The organism is Arthrobacter sp. R1-13, from assembly GCF_054161475.1.
In genome coordinates, this window is sequence record NZ_CP096420.1 from 1,034,125 (window position 1) to 1,051,237 (window position 17,113).

Sequence of the window (17,113 nt, forward strand, 5' to 3'; positions counted from 1 at the left end):
GGTCAAGTGTTCTTTAGGAGGACACCCATGACTACTATCCCCATCACAACTGACCTGGTGGTTTACAACCAGGGCATCAACATCGACATCGAGTCCATCGCCCCTACCAAGGGGTTCAATACCGAGGCCTACGATGTGGCTAACATGACGATCACGGCAACCGTCGAATCACCCACTGAAGCGACCTACCGCTTGGTTCTCGCCGCCGACATCGAAGCAGGGACCTCTGCCATCGCCCGGGTCGTCTCCGGCACCAAGGAGAACTTCAAGAATCCGGCAAAGTTCAAACGCATCGCCAAGAAGGACGCGGAAATTATCCGTCCGATCCTGGCCAAAGCCGGGATCGCGCTGGATCCGGCAATTGATGAAAAGAAGCAGCTCGAGGCACACGCTGCCCAGTACAAGGTCGCTGACCTGAAGATCCCGGCGGGCCGGCAGGTATTGAGGATCCATGCCAGCCAGGTGCTCCTGCCTGTCGGCGGGGACCCTCGGAAGTACCGCTTCGTCATGTACGCGCCTCAGCTCAGTCTGGCTCCTGTCGGCAACGTCCGGCTCGGGGCAACCGTCATCTTCCCGTTGGACTTCAACGCGACGATCGATACCCCACTCGTCGAAGCGATGCCGAACCAGCCGGCCGCAAATGTGGTCGCAGGCAGCGATGCCCCCGTGCTCGTAGGAGCTCAAAAGGCCTACGGATGGGCCTTCCAAGCCGACCCCAAAATCACCTTCACATACGCCTACCCCGCTTAGGCTGAAGGAAGGCGGTCAGTTCCGCACTGGGAAAGCCGCCCCCAGCACAGCTGGGGGCGGCTTGCGCTCGCTTCGCTAAGGGGTCCGTTGCAGTCGATGAAACAATCTGCGCAGCCCGGCTGTAAGCGGAGTACCCCCATCGAGTATGCAGGCCGGCGCTCAACACTATCTCCATCCGGCTGGGCCGACCTGTCTAAAGGAAAAGACTTATGGATCAGAATCCCTTTGTTATACCGATTTTGCTGCTCGCGCTGCTCTGTTTTCTTGCCGTTCCAACAGTTCTCATCGGCGCGATCGAGCTAGCCTTTTTCCGGGAACAAGGCACTGGGCAAGCCGCCAAGCACCGCAAACAATATGTCAACAACGTCATGAAGGTGGTCCTCACTTCGAGCGCAGCCACCATAGCTGCCGTCATTTTCCTGGAGCCAGACATGTGGAGAGAAGTCTGGCCGGAGTTTCCAACTTACTCACCAGCGGTGTCCCTCATCGCTGTAGCCATTGCTGCGCTCGTCTCCTACAGACTGGAAGTGGCAAGCGAAGCGCCCGCAACCGTTTACGACCTACAGATCGATCTCCGAAAGTCCTGGCAGGAAGAAGAGACCTTGAGCAGGCATTCCCTCGCCCTTCACAACAGATGGCTGGAAGGCTTCAAGGCAACCGATGGCGGCAGATCAATGATGTCATCCAAGCGTCCACTCGACCCGCGCTTTCAGGCCGCCATCGAACTGACCCTAAAGGGCAACTATCGAGATACGACGTTCAGGCGCCTGGCGCTGCTTACAAGCCCGCGGATGGTGCGAGCCATGATCCTGGGACACCCTTGGAGAACCCTCTGGCTGCTATTGCCGGCAGTGGCAGCCATCCTGAGCGTGGCATACATGACTACAATCCATGCGATGGACCATCGGCCAGCCACTCCTGGCCTGATGTCCCTCGCCGTGGCATTCCTTGGCCTGGGAATCATATTGAGTACCTTCAATATCTGGGCAAGATCAACTGCACGGCTCCGGAAATACTGCGACCTCAAGCGACGCGAGGAATTGTGTGCCTTGATGCTAAGTAAACTCAAAGTTCTCGCGGCACCGGCCAAGGCCGTAGTCGGGCAGCCACAAACGGCTCGTGCTGGTTCACTACGACGCCTTTTCAGGGCGATCTGGTGAACGAACGGCACGGCTAGTGCCTAGTAGAGCCCATTCCGACGTTGACCGCGTAGCTCCCGCTCAATTCTGCAGGTCGTCGCACAGCCAGTAGAGGAATCACCCACGGCCGCCCACGGACATGGCACGTCACCTACCTATCTGAACCGGCTGAACACTTCTGTCAGGCCGGGCAGATGCCGGCTCCGCCTACACCTACGTCCGCCGCCCCATCGACTCCTGGTGAGGTTCCTGGCGGGCTCGGCGTGCTGCTGTATAACCTCTTCCTGCCCATGGTCGTCTTGCTCATCGGCGGCTCCTCCCTGAGCCCCCAGTTCCCCGGCATCCCCATCGGCGTCTGGATCGTGGGCTTCATCCTCATCACCATGCTGCTGAACATCCTGGGTGGCGGACAAGGCAAACTACGTGCTGATTGCGTTCCAGCTGCTGGTCCTCATGTTCTTCGTGGCGCTGGCCATCGGCAGCGTGGTGTCCGCCAACGGCGCCCGGGGGTTGGCAGGCGCGCAGCCGTTCTTCAACGACATCACCATCTCCGCCGGTGCGGCCATTGCAGCGTACTCGTTCCTGGGGTTCGACGCCGTCACCACCCTCACCGAGGAAACCATCAACCCGCGCCGGACCGTGCACGCGCGCCATTACGCTGGTGGCCCTGATCGGCGGCGGCATCTTCGTGGTGGTGTCCTACGTGACCCAGCTGGTCCACCCCGGCGGGCGTGTTCGAGGACTCGGCCTCCGCGGCCAGCTCGATCGCCCTGCAGATCGGCGGGCAGCTGTTCGGGGCGTGTTCCTCGCCGGCCTGGTGGTGGCGCAGCTCGCGTCCGGCCTCGCAGCAGGCCAGCGTTCCCGCCTGCTGTATGCGGTGGGCGGCGGTGAACGCCTTGGTGGTGTTTCACTACGTGGGCCAGCGCCGGCCGGACACCAGCTGAACCCGGTGTCCCGGCGATCGGCGCGATCATCTGGGCCCACCTGCTCTCCCAGCTGGACAGCAACGCCATTTCGCTGGGCGTGTCTTGGCGGGTGCTGGGCGTTGTGATTCCGGCCCTGATCACGCGCGGTTATAAGGCGTGCCGATATCCGGGCCAATTTCGAGGTGATCGATCGGTCCGCCGCCGAGGCGGCCCGTGACGGCGCCCCGCTGGTCGCCTTCCCGGAGTAGGCCAGCTACTAGAAATAGAAGGTGGTGCGACATTCCCCGAAGTCGCTGGGCCACTGGGCGGACCAGTCTCCCGGGAACTCGCCGCCATCGCCCGCCGCCACCGCATCATGCTGGTGGCGGGCGTAGAGGAGACGTCGGAGGGGCCGGGCCGGGGCGTACAACACCCTGGTGCCGTTCGGGCTCGACGACGGCCGGCTGGCTTCCTACGGGAAGGTCCACCTTTCGACGCGCAGGGCTTCGCGGAGTCCACGTTCATCAAGCCCGGATCATCCACGGCCCCGGTGGTTTTCGAACAAGGGGACTCCGGTTCGTTGTGACGGAGCAGTGGCTGACTTTGAACGCGGGCATGAAACCTATATGACTTCGGGTAGTATTTCGGCGGATCAGTGATTTCCAGAACAACCTTGGGATTCACCAAATTTTCATGGGGGAAACGTTGACTCAAGGACAAGTCACTAATACTGACATTGCAAATTCGGACTCTGAAGATGATCAACCGTCAGGTCGAGCGATGGAGCCTCTTGGACCATGGCCAAGATGGTTCTTAGGCGTTGGAGGGGCTGCCTCCGGTGCTTCGGGAGCTGTAGGTGTTTTCGTTCCTGACACCAATGGCGTGGGCGTAATTTTGTTATTGCTTCTTGGCGGAGCCTTCATATATGTTGCGGCTTCGGGGCAGCGTCTCATGCAGCTCGACAAAGACGGATTTAAGTTGGCGGCCGTAACGCAGCGCAGGGTGGAAGCGTTGGAAAACGTAATAACCCAAACAGTTTCGGACAGGAGCGTCCCTGAGGAGGCTGTGGATCGGATTGTCCAGGCTGTGGACGAAATAGCGACAGCGAAATCCTTTGAGAACGAGCGAGACTTCCAGTTTCATGTCGAGCTTCAATTGAGACAGTTCAGTCGCCGCTATGGCTTTGACGTGGCCGTCGAACCCCCAATTCCGTTTTCCGAGGGCGTGCCTCTACGTCCAGACTTCGTTTTGGAGTCAAGCTCTAAACATCTCCGGGTTCCGCTGGAACTGAAAGCGCCACGGCAGGCCAGTTCGGCCTTCATGCGGCAAAGTATCCAACAAGTCGTCAGGTATAAGGATGCGTGCAGATCCCAGCAGGCTGTCCTGTTGATTACATCGCCCGTTACACACGAACAACAAGAGCGTGCATTAGAGCAAGGTGTAATCCTACTATCTTGTATGTCAGATGATGAGATTTTTTCGGTGGTGAAGCGCGCTCTTACTAAGTTGGGATTTGTGCCGGGAGAAATTCAAGGGCCGTAAAGCTCCTATTATTCATGCCCAAACCGAGTCAAGCCAGGGTAAACCTTGGCAATATCGGGAGTGCAGTATATAAACTTCAGCGCTCGATGCCGCAGGCTGCTAATAGACAAGGATTCCGGGGCCGGTACTGCAGTAGGTCTTCATATAATCGTGCGGCGCGACACTTACAGAATTTCGAGGCCTGCACTTTATTCCGAGACCCCGACCGTCTCCTGTAAGGTTGCGGCCTGTTGAGTCGCGGCGCCAGGTCTGGAGTTCGACCGGAACCGTACATCAGCACCAATGAATTATCCTGGCGCAGTGACTAACTTTATTGGGGGAGATGCGGTCGAGCGGCTGCCCGAGGGCTTGTATGAACTTCTAAGCACAGATCTACTCGACATACGCCTGAACCAATCAGCAGAACTGCGACCAACATTCGCGGAGGTAGAAGATGAAGACACCCCGGACATCCTCTCCCGTCACGTCGCCGACGCCGTCCGCCAGGCCCTGGCCGCAGCCAAGCCAAATTACAGGGTTGCTCTAGCCAATCGGCTCCTCCAGGTACTGAATACACCTGAGCGCATCGCAGAAGGCCCCATCCAACTCCAGTCCCTTCACCGCCCGGGCGCGCTCAAAGGCCGTAACTTGCGCCGACCCGCCACCAGACTCAGCGATTCCGCCCTTTTAACCAACAGCAAGGATGAGCCGAACCTCGCGGCCGAGCTCCGAGCCGAGATCGAGTCGGCCAACACAGTCGACCTCCTGTGCGCCTTCGTGCGTTGGACGGGGCTGAGGCTCCTCCAGCCGGCCCTCGAACAGCTCCAGGAGCGCGGTGCCAAGTTCCGGGTCATCACCACCACCTACATGGGTGCCACTGAGCGCCGTGCCATAGACGAACTCGTCAACCGCTATGGGGCCGAAGTTAAGATCAACTACGAAACGCAGGCCACCCGCCTCCACGCAAAAGCCTGGCTCTTCCGCCGGGATACAGGCTTTGACACGGCCTACGTCGGGAGCTCAAACCTCAGCCGGGCTGCCTTGCTAGACGGCCTCGAGTGGAATGTCCGGCTTAGCTCGGTCGGCACGCCCACCCTGCTGCAGAAGTTCGAGGTCACGTTCGACAGCTACTGGGAACAACGCGCCTTCCAGAGCTACGATCCGGAGCGCGACGGTGAGAAGCTCGATGCGGCGCTCGAACGCAACGGAGGAAGGCGCACGGCCGCACCAGGTGCCGCCACCGGCCTCGAAGTCCAGCCGTACCTCCACCAGGAGGAAATGCTGGAGGACCTCGAAGCCGAACGGCTCAAGGGCTACAACCGGAACCTCCTGGTCGCCGCCACCGGCACCGGCAAAACCGTCATCGCCGCGCTGGACTACAAGCGCCTGTGCGGGGCAGCCGGCCGAGACCTCAAGCTGCTCTTCGTTGCTCACCGGCAGGAAATCCTGAAGCAGGCCATGCGAACCTACCGCGACGTCATGCAGGACGGCGCCTTCGGCGAACTCTACGTCGGAGAGCACAAACCCGAACAGGGGAAGCACCTTTTCGCTTCAGTTCAATCGCTCAACTCCCTGGGCATCGACAAGCTGGCGTCTAATTCCTTCGACGTCGTGGTCATCGACGAGTTCCATCACGCGATGGCACCCACGTATCGCCGGCTGCTGGATCATCTTCAGCCGCAGCAGCTACTCGGGCTGACCGCTACGCCGGAACGCGGCGACGGGGTTAATGTCGCTCAGCAGTTCTTCGACGGCCGCACCGCGAGCGAACTGCGTCTCTGGGACGCCCTGGATGCGGACCTGCTGGTGCCCTTCCACTACTTCGGTGTCTCGGACGACGTCGACTTGAGCCAGTTGGAATGGAAGCGCGGGAATTACGACACCGCGCAGCTTGACCGCCTGTACACCGGCAACGACGCCCGCGCCGCAAAGGTGATCCGTGAACTCCGGGACAAGGTCACCGGCACCGAACTGATGCGGGCTCTGGGCTTCTGCGTTTCGGTGCAGCACGCGCACTACATGGCGGAGGTGTTCAACAGGGCCGGGATTGCTTCGGTCGCCATCCACGGAGGAACGAACGACGCCGAGCGCGCGCTGGCGCTGTCACGTCTCCGGGACCGGGAGATCAACTGCATCTTCACGGTGGACCTCTTCAATGAGGGGTTGGACCTGGCGCAAGTGGACACTATTCTGATGCTCCGGCCCACTCAGAGCGCCACAATCTTCCTGCAACAGCTGGGGAGGGGGCTGCGCCGCGCCGAGGGCAAGGCGGTGCTGACGGTCATGGATTTCATCGGCCAGCAACGGCGTGAGTTCCGCTTCGATCTCCGCTACAGGGCACTCACCGGCTATGGGCGCAAGGAACTTGAAAAGGCAGTCGAGGACGAGTTCCCTTACCTGCCATCAGGATCCCAGATCGTACTGGACCGCGTGGCGCAGAAAGTGGTGTTAGACAATGTCAAGGCGCAGCTGCGATTCGACAAGGTGCAATTGGTCCGGGATATCGCGTCTTATGCGGAGACCGAGCTCGAAGCGTATCTCGAGCAGTCGGGGAACGACTTGAAGTCCATCTACCGTTCCACCAGGGACTCTTGGACGGGCTACCTGCGCCAGGCCGGCCTGATCGCGGGATTCTCACCGTTGGAGACCGTGCTCCGAGGGAGAGTGCAGGAGCTCACCGATACAAAGGAGAAGAAGCTGCTTGGCCGCATGGCCGCGCTTATTCATGTGGACGATCAGGAGCGGGCAGAGGCATATTCCATGCTCGTAGACCTGGATGCGCCCCGCTACGCGGAGCTTGGGATGCGTGAGCAGACCTTCGCCAGAATGTTGTTCTACACCTTCTGGGACGACGGCGGCGGTTTCCAGACGTACGACGCCGGTCTGGACTATCTGCGCGCGTACCAGTTTGTCTGCAGCGAGATCCGCCAGCTCGTGAAGCTCGGAGTCGCGAGGTCCAGGCATGCGGCCAAGGGGCTTGGCGCCGGGCTGCAGCACATACCGCTGTTGTCGCATGCAACCTACCGACGCGAGGAGATCCTTGCTGCTCTTCAGTACGGATCCCTCGAGCTGGGCAAGAACATCCAGCATCGCGAAGGAGTGGCGTGGTGCCCAGCGACGTCCACCGACGCCTTCTTTGTGACCCTCAACAAGGACGACAAGAAGCACTCCGCGACTACGATGTACAAGGACTTCGCGATCAGCTCAGAGTTGTTCCATTGGGAATCGCAGAATGCGACGTCGTCGGGAAGCCGGACAGGACGACGTTACTTGGATAGGGCTGCCCACGGCTCGAACGTCTTAATCTTCACCAGGGATACATCCGAGGACGATACAGGTCTGACTGTTCCCTACACCTGCCTCGGTCAAGTGGACTATGTGCAGCACCTGGGGGAGAAGCCGGTAGCGATCACGTGGAAGCTGCACCGGCAGATGCCAGCAGATGTGTTTGCAACCGCGGCGGCCGTAGCACAGTAGGCGGGAACGGCCTCTTGCGTTGCCCGCCCAAGGAAAGTGACGGCGATGGCTGATACCCCAGTGACCTACAAGCTCCTTGAGCGCGAGTCTTAGTTCAGATCACCCTTGCAGGCGATAAGGTGAACTGCGAAGCAACTGGGGAGGTTCATTGGCAACGAAGTCAGTCGGCGGCGGCTCAAGTGCCGTTGCCTCTTCGGCGCACGCTGCCTGCGCACGCTTCCGAGGCACAGATCCGCTCATCACAGGATTGACGCGACGAAATCTCGCGAAGGCTGTTGGCTTTGCTGACACGGCTGGTGGTATCCCGCAAGCACGGTGGATGCGTGCCATGACGTTCGAGCGACTAATTCGCCAAGATACGTTTGCCAGCAAGATCGCAACGTCGGCCGTCGGGTACCTCGGACTCGACCGCCCGAGCGAGGTTTTTACCGTCAACGCCCACGTCAACGTAAGTACGACAGCCAAACTGCTGACTGACGCCCACGAACGCGCACTCTTGGCTGGTTCGGCCACACTCATCTACGACATGGCCGTTCCTTTCGTCGGCTTCGAAGACTCTCGGGCAACCGACGTTAAGCCAGACTTCGCCGTTGTCACGCGCAAAGCAACGGGGGGTGGAACGGGCACCTGGCTAATCGTCGGCGACGCCAAGGACTACGAGCGACTGCGTTCGCGCATCGAGGACTCCCGTATGCTCAAGGGGTTCCTTCAAGTCGCGGTCGGTGCCGAGTCGTGCAAGGGCTGGTCCCAGCTGCCGACGGGAATGGACGTCCACACCCATGGTGTCCTGGCAGTCCCCCGGAACTCCTTCCTGCAGCCGGAGCCCGTGGTGGAGAACCTTCACGATCACAGGGAGGAGGTGCTGCTCCGCATTGCGGAACGCCGCGAGGAAGCCGCTGCTGCCAACCATGACGAAGCAACGCCGCTGCCCGAATTCGTGTCACACCTGAAAGCTACGTTCGACCCAACGGCCTGCACGACCTGTACGCTTTTTTCCTTCTGCCGCAACGAGCTCCGGACGTCCAAGGAGCCGAGCAACCTGCTGATCGAGCTCGGAATCAGCCGCGACTTGCGTACACAGGCCCTGGGCTTGGTCGACGGCGCGAGCGAGGTCGGCCGAGTCCCTGCGACTGTGGCCGCGAATATCGCTGCAACAGTCCACGGCACAGCGCAGCTGACTGGTCAGCTGCGAGTCGACCAGGTGGGCCTCCCCGGTACGGTGAACGTCGTCATCGCCAAGTCAGACGCCGCCGCTCTCGGCGTTCACGGTCTGGCCATCCAGCGTGTCGCCCCAGACGGCCGAGGGGAGTGGCAGAAATTCACCTACGACGACCCCCAGTCCCCGGAAACTCGACGCCGTGTTCTGCGGACCCTCGGAAGGGCTTTGAACCTGGCGATGCGCGAGCAGCGGATAATCAACCCCGAGTCGCCGGGCGCGATCCACATCGTAGTCCCTGACCGGGTTACTGCCGACGTTCTTGTTTCTATAGCTGACAACCTCGCTGGTGTTGAGCTGAGCCGGCTGCGTTGGCAGCGCGACAAGGACATGGCACGCCCGGCCCTGACCTTCGATGGCGAGCCAGCCCAGATGCCCGCAGCAATCAACGAGACCGATAGGACTGCAATCTCATTCTTGCTCGAGGAGGACCGCGCCCGTGCGTTCTCACTCCGATGCCCCATCATCGACGTTCGCGCGGTACTCGCAAGGTATGTCGTCGCCGGCGGTCCGACGGCGAACTCAGGCCGTCTGGACTACCTCGTCGGATGGGCCGAGGCCGCGAAACGGGGCGCGCTGGATCACCGTGCGTTTGCCGATGAGATCGAGGAGAGCATCCATACTCCCGGTGCCCGCCTTGCGAACGCCCTTTCAGACGCGATTCACGTGTCGCTGACAGGCACACGTGGTCGGGCGTCCGGAAGTGGCCCAGCCGATCCGCAGTCGTATAAGGACCTGGTTATGGACGAACTCGCCTACAAGTGCGGAGTTCTCGACCGCGCTCTGGATGTGATCGAGAGTCTCCCGGTCTCAAAGCTCCGCGAGGCGTATCGGACACTCGAGAGTGCAGCCCAAGAAGTCTGGCGTCGGAGACTTTCGTTGCACGCGTCCGACCTCGTCCGGTTCGGGCGCACCTACCGATTCTGGAGAAACTCGCAGGTCCGGATGATCGAAGATGACGGACTGTGCAACGCGCAATTACTGGCGCTGTCGAACCCTCAAGCAGCGCACGACCTTGCGACTTCAGCAGGCACTCGACAGATCGCATTTGCGACGGTGGTATCGACATCTCCGATAATCCTGGACGTTGATTCGCGTCGGATTGTGGACGGTTCGAGAATCGTCATGGTCGTTCACGACGACGAGGCCCGCATAGAAGCAGCGGCCACCTCTGTGGAAGTGTTACCCAAGAACGCGTTCAAGATCGACGGCATGAGCATTGGCCCGCTTCACCGAGCCGGCGTTTCGGACGAAGCGACCAACTCGCATCTCGTCTGGTCACCGCAAGTCATACCCCGCCTGACAGTGGGGGACCGGCTGATAGTTGCTGACTTTGAGTGGTTTTCGAAACTCCGAGGGAACCGCTACCTCCATGTTGCCAAGCCTGGGCCGGATTCCGAGTCTGCGCCCAGGTCGGACTGCGGGATCAGCTCATATGACGACACGCCGCAGCTCCACCGGTGGTGCTGCCGTTCTCACGAGAGTCGGGAAGCGGAGTGGTCTGACGTCCTCGCCGACCGCAGAGCCCGCGGCCAACTCAACCCACAGGTATGGCCACCAGTTCGGGACGGCGATGCGTTTGAAGTCTCCGCTTCTGGATCCAGTGTTGGCAACCCTTACTCAGAGCCAAACGAAACGGTTCCAGCCGACCTGACGATCGATGACCTGGAGTGACGATGACTGACTACTTCGCACCACCAGAAATCACGGCCACAGGTACCACTCACCACGATGCAGCGGCAGCGCTCAACGCAGCAGTCTCGGACGATGCTAGTCGCGAACTTGCCGACATTCTTTCGGGGGCGTCCCCCATCGACCGTATTCTGCTGAAAGCCGCAGCCGGCGCGGGCAAGTCGCACGTACTGAAGCGTCTCGTAGCCGAGGCTAATGCGCACCCTGCCTGCAAGCGGGCCGTCGTCGTTGCATTCACGAACAAGCAAGTGCGTCCCCTTGCGGTCTCGCTGGGTAAGGATTTAGGCCGCGACCGCGTTTGCCTCTTGGTTTCCGCCCAGCAGTGGGGTGAGGTACCTCAGGAGGTGTTGGACGCAGCCACAGTTGTCATGACATCGTCGAACATTCCCGACACAGCTTCTGTCATCGTCGCTACCTGCAGCCGACTCGGCGCACCCGGTGAGGTCAATCGACTGCGCGATCGCTTGGGTCCCGGACACAATGGAACGGCGCCGTTTGACGTCATGTTCGTCGACGAAGCGTGGCAGATACCGCACCACCTGTTCGATAAGGTCACCAAGGCTGCGCCCAAGTGTGTCGCGGTTGGCGACGTCGGCCAACTCCCACCGCTCGAAATCGGCGAGAATCCCTGGCGGGGTGACTCTGGATACAATCCTTACCGTGCTTGGCCGACTGACTATGACGACGACGCCCATACGTGGGCCAGAGAACTTCCGGCTGTGTGGCGTCCAGCTGCCGGGCACCTCGGCCTCTGGCGGGCTTTCTACCCTGAGTGGGACTCGCTGGACTGTGTCGCAGCACCCGGTGACCGAACTCTGAACCTTGGGGCGATGGACGGATCGATTACCGAGATCTGGCGGCAGGTTGGCAGCGGCGTGCCTACGCTGCTCGAAGTCGACGGCCTGCCCAATCCGGAGGCTGCAGATGTGGACCTCCCGCTGATGGCGTTCGTCGAGGTGTTGCTCGATGAGCTCTTCGCTGCCGGCGTGACGTTCAGGACGGCGGACTACCGCGACGACGGGTCACCGAGGGGTAGTCACTCGGGCGCTGAGCCTGGCGATAACCATGGACACCCGTTGGTTGCGATCCTTGCGACACGCAACCAGGCGGTCGACGACGCCGCAGAAGTAGTGGAGCGACTGCACGAGAAGTACGACCTCACGGAGCGAGACATCGTGAGCTCGACGGTAGACTCCTACCAAGGTCAGACGAACGGAATCACAGTCGCTATTCATCCGCTCAACGGAGCGGCCGAACTGGACTCGTTCAACTCTGCATTCGGGCGACTTGCTGTGACTTGCACCCGCGCCACCCACGGGCTCCTGATCGTGGCACGACCGGGCCTCGACGAACTGCTCGCCGAAGCGCCCGCCAGGCCTGGCACACCATTCGGCGAACCTGGAAACCGGCAATTGCCTCGCCAAACCCACCAGCGGATTCTAGCGACCTTCGCTCGCGGACGGATCGATGTGTCCGATGACGGTTAGCGTTCGCTAGCGGCTGTGGCGCGGTGACGTGTTGGACGCACCTAGTCCAATCCGCCAACGACCCTGCCGCTCGCAAAGAATTTAGTTCCACCACACACGCAAAAACATGAAGGAATTCGATGTCCCGGCTCAATGACTTGCTCAGACGGTTGACCACCAGCGACCCCGCGCTAGCTGCCGACCTCACGCGCGAGGTAGATGCCCTTGCGGACCGCCGCTCTTTCGGCCTGAACTTTGAGCGGCACGTGCCCGAGGCCGTTGAACTCCCCGGACGCAGGGTGCGCAAGGGCGACAAAGTACGGGTCTTGCCGCAACGCGGAACACATAGAATGGCGGAGAACAACCGCCTTTGGCGAGTCCTGTCTGTCAATCGAGCGGATGAGCCGACGACAACGAATCTCGCACTAATCGACGGCGAGGATACCCAGACCGTTCCACTCCACGACCTGGTTGTCGTCGCTGAGTTCCGGGATCCGATCTATCCTGGCCTTGTGTCGACGGGGAAGGTCGAACGTGGTGGCAACAAGCCCTTCCACACGGTCATCAACGCTGAGAATTTCCACGCGCTTCAGACGCTGCTCTTTACCCATCGCGGCAAGGTCGACTGCATCTACATCGACCCGCCCTATAACACTGGGGCCAAGGACTGGAAGTACAACAACGACTACGTGGAGGGTGACGACCTCTATCGTCATTCAAAGTGGCTTGCATTCATGGAGCGACGGCTACTTTTGGCCAAGGAGTTGTTGAACCCCGACGACTCTGCCCTAGTTGTCACCATTGACGAGAAGGAGTACTTGCGACTGGGGATGCTTCTAGAACAGACGTTTCCCAACGCGCGGATTCAGATGAACTCTATTGTCATCAATTCTCAGGGAACGCCCCGGTCTGATGCCCTCTCTCGAGTGGATGAGTACATCTACACCGTCCAGTTCGGCAAATCGCGCGTCAATTGGTCCACTGACGACATGCTCACTCCTGCTGACGCTGACACTGGACCACGCCACAGTCCACAAGTTTGGTATCCACTGATCAGGAGTGGGACTGATCCCTTCCGCGAGAATGCGCCCAACCAGTTCTACCCCATCTTCGTTCACCCTAATTCGCTGACCGTGTTCGCCGTGGGGGAGCCGCTGCCGCTCCATGTAGATCGCGCGACTATTGCCCCGCCCGAGCCTGGCCTGGAGGTCGTATGGCCCCTCCTTGGGACCGGTAGAGAGAGCCGTTGGCAATTAAGCCGAGATTCGCTGATCGACTACGTCGACAAGGGATATGTCAGAATCGGTCGAATCGGTCGCGGCGGAGTGCGGTCGGTTACCTATCTTCGTCGCGGCACTATCGCGCAGATCGAATCCGGAGAAATTGTCGTAACGGGGCGTGATGATCGGGGGGCGTTGAGCTTGGAGCTGGGAGACCTTCGAGCCAAGAAGCGTGCGCCAAAGACCATATGGAATCGCATCGCTCATGAGGCCGGAGAGTACGGAAGCAAACTGCTCCGAAAGATGATGCCGGACCGCAAGTTCCCGTTCCCGAAGTCTCTCTACGCCGTCGAAGACACTTTGCGATTCTTCGTGAAAGACAAACCTGAGGCTGTCGTACTCGACTTCTTCGCTGGGTCAGGGACGACCACCCATGCAGTAATGCGGCTCAATAAGCAGGACGGCGGTCGGCGTCTGTGCATATCCGTTACAAATAATGAGGTGTCAGCGGACGAGCAGAAATCATTGCGGGGTAAGGGCCTCCGACCAGGCGATCCGGAATGGGAGCATTGGGGTATCTGCGACCACATAACAAAGCCTCGTATACGAGCGGCCATCACCGGTAGTACTCCAGCGGACGAGCCGATCAAGGGCGATTACAAGTTCACAGATGTCTTTCCCATGAGTGACGGGTTCGAGGAGAACGCCGAGTTCTTCACCCTCACATACGAATCTCCGCTCCGCGTCTCCTCCAACCGCGAGTTTGTCAGGGTCGCACCGCTCCTATGGATGCGCGCAGGCTCCCAGGGCCGGCGCATCGATGACATAACTATGGGATGGGACGTCACCGAAACGTACGGTGTCATTGCGGACTTGAATCAGACGGAGGTGTTCCTCAAGGGAGTTGCATCAAACGAAGGCGTGAGGCTCGTCTACATCGTGACCGACGAGGATCGGCTTTTCGAGTCAATGGTCCGAGAGCTGCCGGAGCATATCGAGCCGGTGCGGCTCTACGAGGCGTACTTGCGCAACTTCGAGATCGAGACGGGAAGGAACTCACAGTGAAGTTCACACTTAAGGACTATCAGGACGACGCCGTCGCTGATGTACTCGCCAACCTCGAACGCGCCAAGACGGAGTATGAACGAGACGGGCGAGAATCATCGTTCTCCCTAACTGCCGCCACCGGTGCAGGCAAAACCGTGATGGCGGCAGCCGCGATTGAAGCACTCTTCTACGGAAGCGAGCGCTTCGACTTCGAGCCGGATCCCGGCGCCGTCGTAATCTGGTTTTCCGATGACCCAAACCTCAATGACCAAACCCGAATGCGCCTGATGGATGCATCCGAGAAGTTTTCGTCATCGGATCTCGTGACCATCCAGCCACCGTTCGCCAAGCCGCGTCTGGATCCGGGCAAGGTCTACTTCCTCAACACCGGCAAGCTAACGAAGAACTCTCTGCTCACACGCGGCCATGACGAGAACCCCGACGAGCAGCTCTCAGGACTGGTCGACGTTGCCACACCTGACATGCAGGGGTGGACAATTTGGGAGACCATCGCCAACACAATTGCTGACGACAATCTCACGCTCTATCTTGTCCTCGATGAAGCGCATCGTGGGTTCAATACCAGAGTGAGCGGAGACAAACCCACGATCGTTCGAAAGCTTGTCAACGGTCATGCTGGCTACCCCCCGATCCCAATCGTTTGGGGTATTTCTGCGACGATCGAACGTTTTCAAGAGGCCATGAAGGCGGCCGACGCGAGCAAAGATCGCCGTGCGTACCCTTCTGTCGCGGTCGATCCTTCCCGGGTTCAGGAGTCCGGTCTCGTAAAGGATGTCGTGGCATTGAACATTCCAAACGAAGCCGGCAACTTCGACACTACTCTCGTCCGACTTGCGGCAAGAAAGCTCGTCCAGTCCACCGAGCGGTGGGCTAGATACGGTCGATCACAAGGCGCTATCGAGGTCGTAAAGCCACTTCTCGTGTTGCAGACGCCTAACAAGCCGGAGGGCGATGACATTGGACGCGCGCTTGACGCCATCGCCCAAGAATATCCTCAGCTCAACGGCTATAACGTTCGCCATGTGTTCGGTGAACACACGACTCAGCGATTCGGTGCCTGGGAAGTCGAGTGGATCGAGCCTCAGCACGTTGAGGAGAACGACAAGGTTCGAGTTCTGATCGCGAAGGATGCGATCTCGACGGGTTGGGACTGCCCACGTGCCGAGGTAATGGTGTCGTTCCGGCCAGCCAGGGACACCACTCACATCACGCAGTTGCTCGGTCGTATGGTGCGCAGCCCACTCGCCCGGAGAGTGCCCGGCGACGAACGGCTCAATTCGGTTGATTGCATCTTGCCATTCTTCGACCGAACTACCGCCGGGCAGGTAGTCAAGTACCTTACCGGTCAGCTGGAGGAAATGCCGGGAACCGCAGGCAAGAAAATCCTGCTCGACGGACGAGAACTGCTGGCCAACCCCACCATTCCGGACAGTGTCTGGGCTGCATGGGACGAGCTGCCAACTGAAACACTTCCGAAGCGCGGTGCACGTCCGGTGAAGCGACTTATTGCCCTGGCTCAGGCCCTCGCCATGGACGGACTAAGGCCGGAAGCTCTGCGTGATGTGGAGACCGAGTTGCACGCCATCCTCGACGGCTATGCCGCACGGTACTCCAAGTTGCTCGATGAAGCCGTCGAGCAGGTCTGGCGTGTGGACGTACAAGAAATTTCCGGAAAAGTAGGCGCATCAAAACTCAGCTATCGCGAGTATTCTGAACGTGCTGACGACCGAGCGATCCGTACCGCGTTCGAGGATGCCAAGAAAGCCTTTGGCGCCGACATTGCGCAGTCATACGTCAACTACCTCGCTGGCCCTGACGACGAAGACGCAGCAGACGACGGACTGCGCGACGCTTTTGTGAAAGCGGCAGCCCTCGCAACGGTCAAGGAAGTCCGCGAAAAGGTAGATCAAGAAGCAACCGAGATCGTGGATCGTTGGTTTGCCGAGAGCCGTGTGGATCTGAAGGGACTGCGGGACGAGCGACAGCAGGAGTATGAGGACATCCGTTCGATGTCCACCGACCCGCAACGGGGGGTCCTCGGTCGACCGCGCTCCCGCATGGAGGATTACCAGGTAGTCGACGACAACGAACAACTCAGCGTCGCGCCACTGGCGAGCTTGCACCTCATGTCGGATGATGAAGGACAATTCCCACTCAGCTCGCTCAACAAGTGGGAACGCGACGTCGTCAATACGGAACTTTCTCGTCCGAATGCCGTCGGCTGGTACCGAAACCCGTCGCGTGCCGCTGTCGACTCGCTTGGCATCGCGTACCGTGACGGGAAAGGCAACTGGCGGTCAATGCACCCGGACTTCATTTTCTTCCACGACGTCAACGGTCAGATTAAGGCGTCCATCGTTGACCCCCACGGTCATCATCTTGAGGATGCGGTCACGAAACTAAGAGCGCTGGCGGAATTCGCCGAGAAGTACGGCGAGAGTTTCTACCGAATCGAGGCCATCAGCCAGCTCGACAACTCGATGCGTGTGCTTGATATGCAGGTCTCCGAAGTTCGAGATGCAGTTCGTCACGGGAACCAGTCGGCAGTTGACTTCTACTACTCAGACATTGCTGTGGAATATGACTCCTCGGACGTCACCAGCCACCGTGGTGCAATGAAACGCTGATGGGCAAAGGGACGGCCAGGTAGCCCGTGAAG

The 17,113-nt window shown here is 59.9% G+C and carries 10 protein-coding genes; 9 read left to right on the forward strand and 1 reads right to left on the reverse strand.

What is annotated here, in order from left to right:
- The first annotated feature begins 27 nt into the window (after nucleotides 1–27).
- Together M1D88_RS04930 and M1D88_RS04935 are read left to right on the forward strand one after the other, a co-directional pair.
- Nucleotides 28–750: a hypothetical protein gene (locus tag M1D88_RS04930; protein WP_458113456.1), complete on the forward strand. Its 723-nt coding sequence runs from the start codon at nucleotides 28–30 to the stop codon at nucleotides 748–750.
- A 209-nt stretch (nucleotides 751–959) separates the two neighbouring features.
- The gene (locus M1D88_RS04935) at nucleotides 960–1,910 is read left to right on the forward strand and encodes a hypothetical protein (protein WP_458113457.1); all 951 of its coding nucleotides are present in this window, start codon (nucleotides 960–962) and stop codon (nucleotides 1,908–1,910) included.
- Between the two features lie 398 nt (nucleotides 1,911–2,308).
- On the opposite strand, the gene M1D88_RS04940 is transcribed toward M1D88_RS04935, so the two are convergent.
- On the reverse strand, nucleotides 2,309–2,512 hold the full coding sequence (locus M1D88_RS04940) for a hypothetical protein (protein WP_458113458.1): 204 nt from the start codon (nucleotides 2,510–2,512) through the stop codon (nucleotides 2,309–2,311).
- A 38-nt stretch (nucleotides 2,513–2,550) separates the two neighbouring features.
- Between M1D88_RS04940 and M1D88_RS04945 the strand changes: the two genes are divergently transcribed.
- The 7 genes from M1D88_RS04945 (at nucleotide 2,551) to M1D88_RS04975 (ending at nucleotide 17,081) form a co-directional block, all read left to right on the forward strand.
- Nucleotides 2,551–2,940, forward strand: a complete 390-nt coding sequence (locus M1D88_RS04945) for a hypothetical protein (protein ID WP_458113459.1) — start codon at nucleotides 2,551–2,553, stop codon at nucleotides 2,938–2,940.
- A 547-nt stretch (nucleotides 2,941–3,487) separates the two neighbouring features.
- Complete coding sequence (locus M1D88_RS04950) at nucleotides 3,488–4,336, forward strand: hypothetical protein (RefSeq protein WP_458113460.1); 849 nt, start codon at nucleotides 3,488–3,490, stop codon at nucleotides 4,334–4,336.
- A 282-nt stretch (nucleotides 4,337–4,618) separates the two neighbouring features.
- Nucleotides 4,619–7,792 carry a DUF3427 domain-containing protein gene (locus M1D88_RS04955; protein WP_458113461.1) on the forward strand — a complete coding sequence of 1,058 codons (3,174 nt, stop codon included), beginning with the start codon at nucleotides 4,619–4,621 and terminating at the stop codon, nucleotides 7,790–7,792.
- Nucleotides 7,793–8,120: 328 nt separating this feature from the next.
- Nucleotides 8,121–10,682: a hypothetical protein gene (locus M1D88_RS04960; protein ID WP_458113462.1), complete on the forward strand. Its 2,562-nt coding sequence runs from the start codon at nucleotides 8,121–8,123 to the stop codon at nucleotides 10,680–10,682.
- 2 nt (nucleotides 10,683–10,684) lie between these two features.
- A complete protein-coding gene (locus M1D88_RS04965; protein ID WP_458113463.1) occupies nucleotides 10,685–12,187 on the forward strand; it encodes an AAA family ATPase in 1,503 nt (500 codons plus the stop codon).
- Nucleotides 12,188–12,336: 149 nt separating this feature from the next.
- Nucleotides 12,337–14,451: a site-specific DNA-methyltransferase gene (locus tag M1D88_RS04970; protein WP_458113464.1), complete on the forward strand. Its 2,115-nt coding sequence runs from the start codon at nucleotides 12,337–12,339 to the stop codon at nucleotides 14,449–14,451.
- Complete coding sequence (locus M1D88_RS04975; protein WP_458113465.1) at nucleotides 14,448–17,081, forward strand: DEAD/DEAH box helicase family protein; 2,634 nt, start codon at nucleotides 14,448–14,450, stop codon at nucleotides 17,079–17,081. Before M1D88_RS04970 ends, M1D88_RS04975 begins: the two co-directional genes overlap by 4 nt.
- Nucleotides 17,082–17,113: the final 32 nt, after the last annotated feature.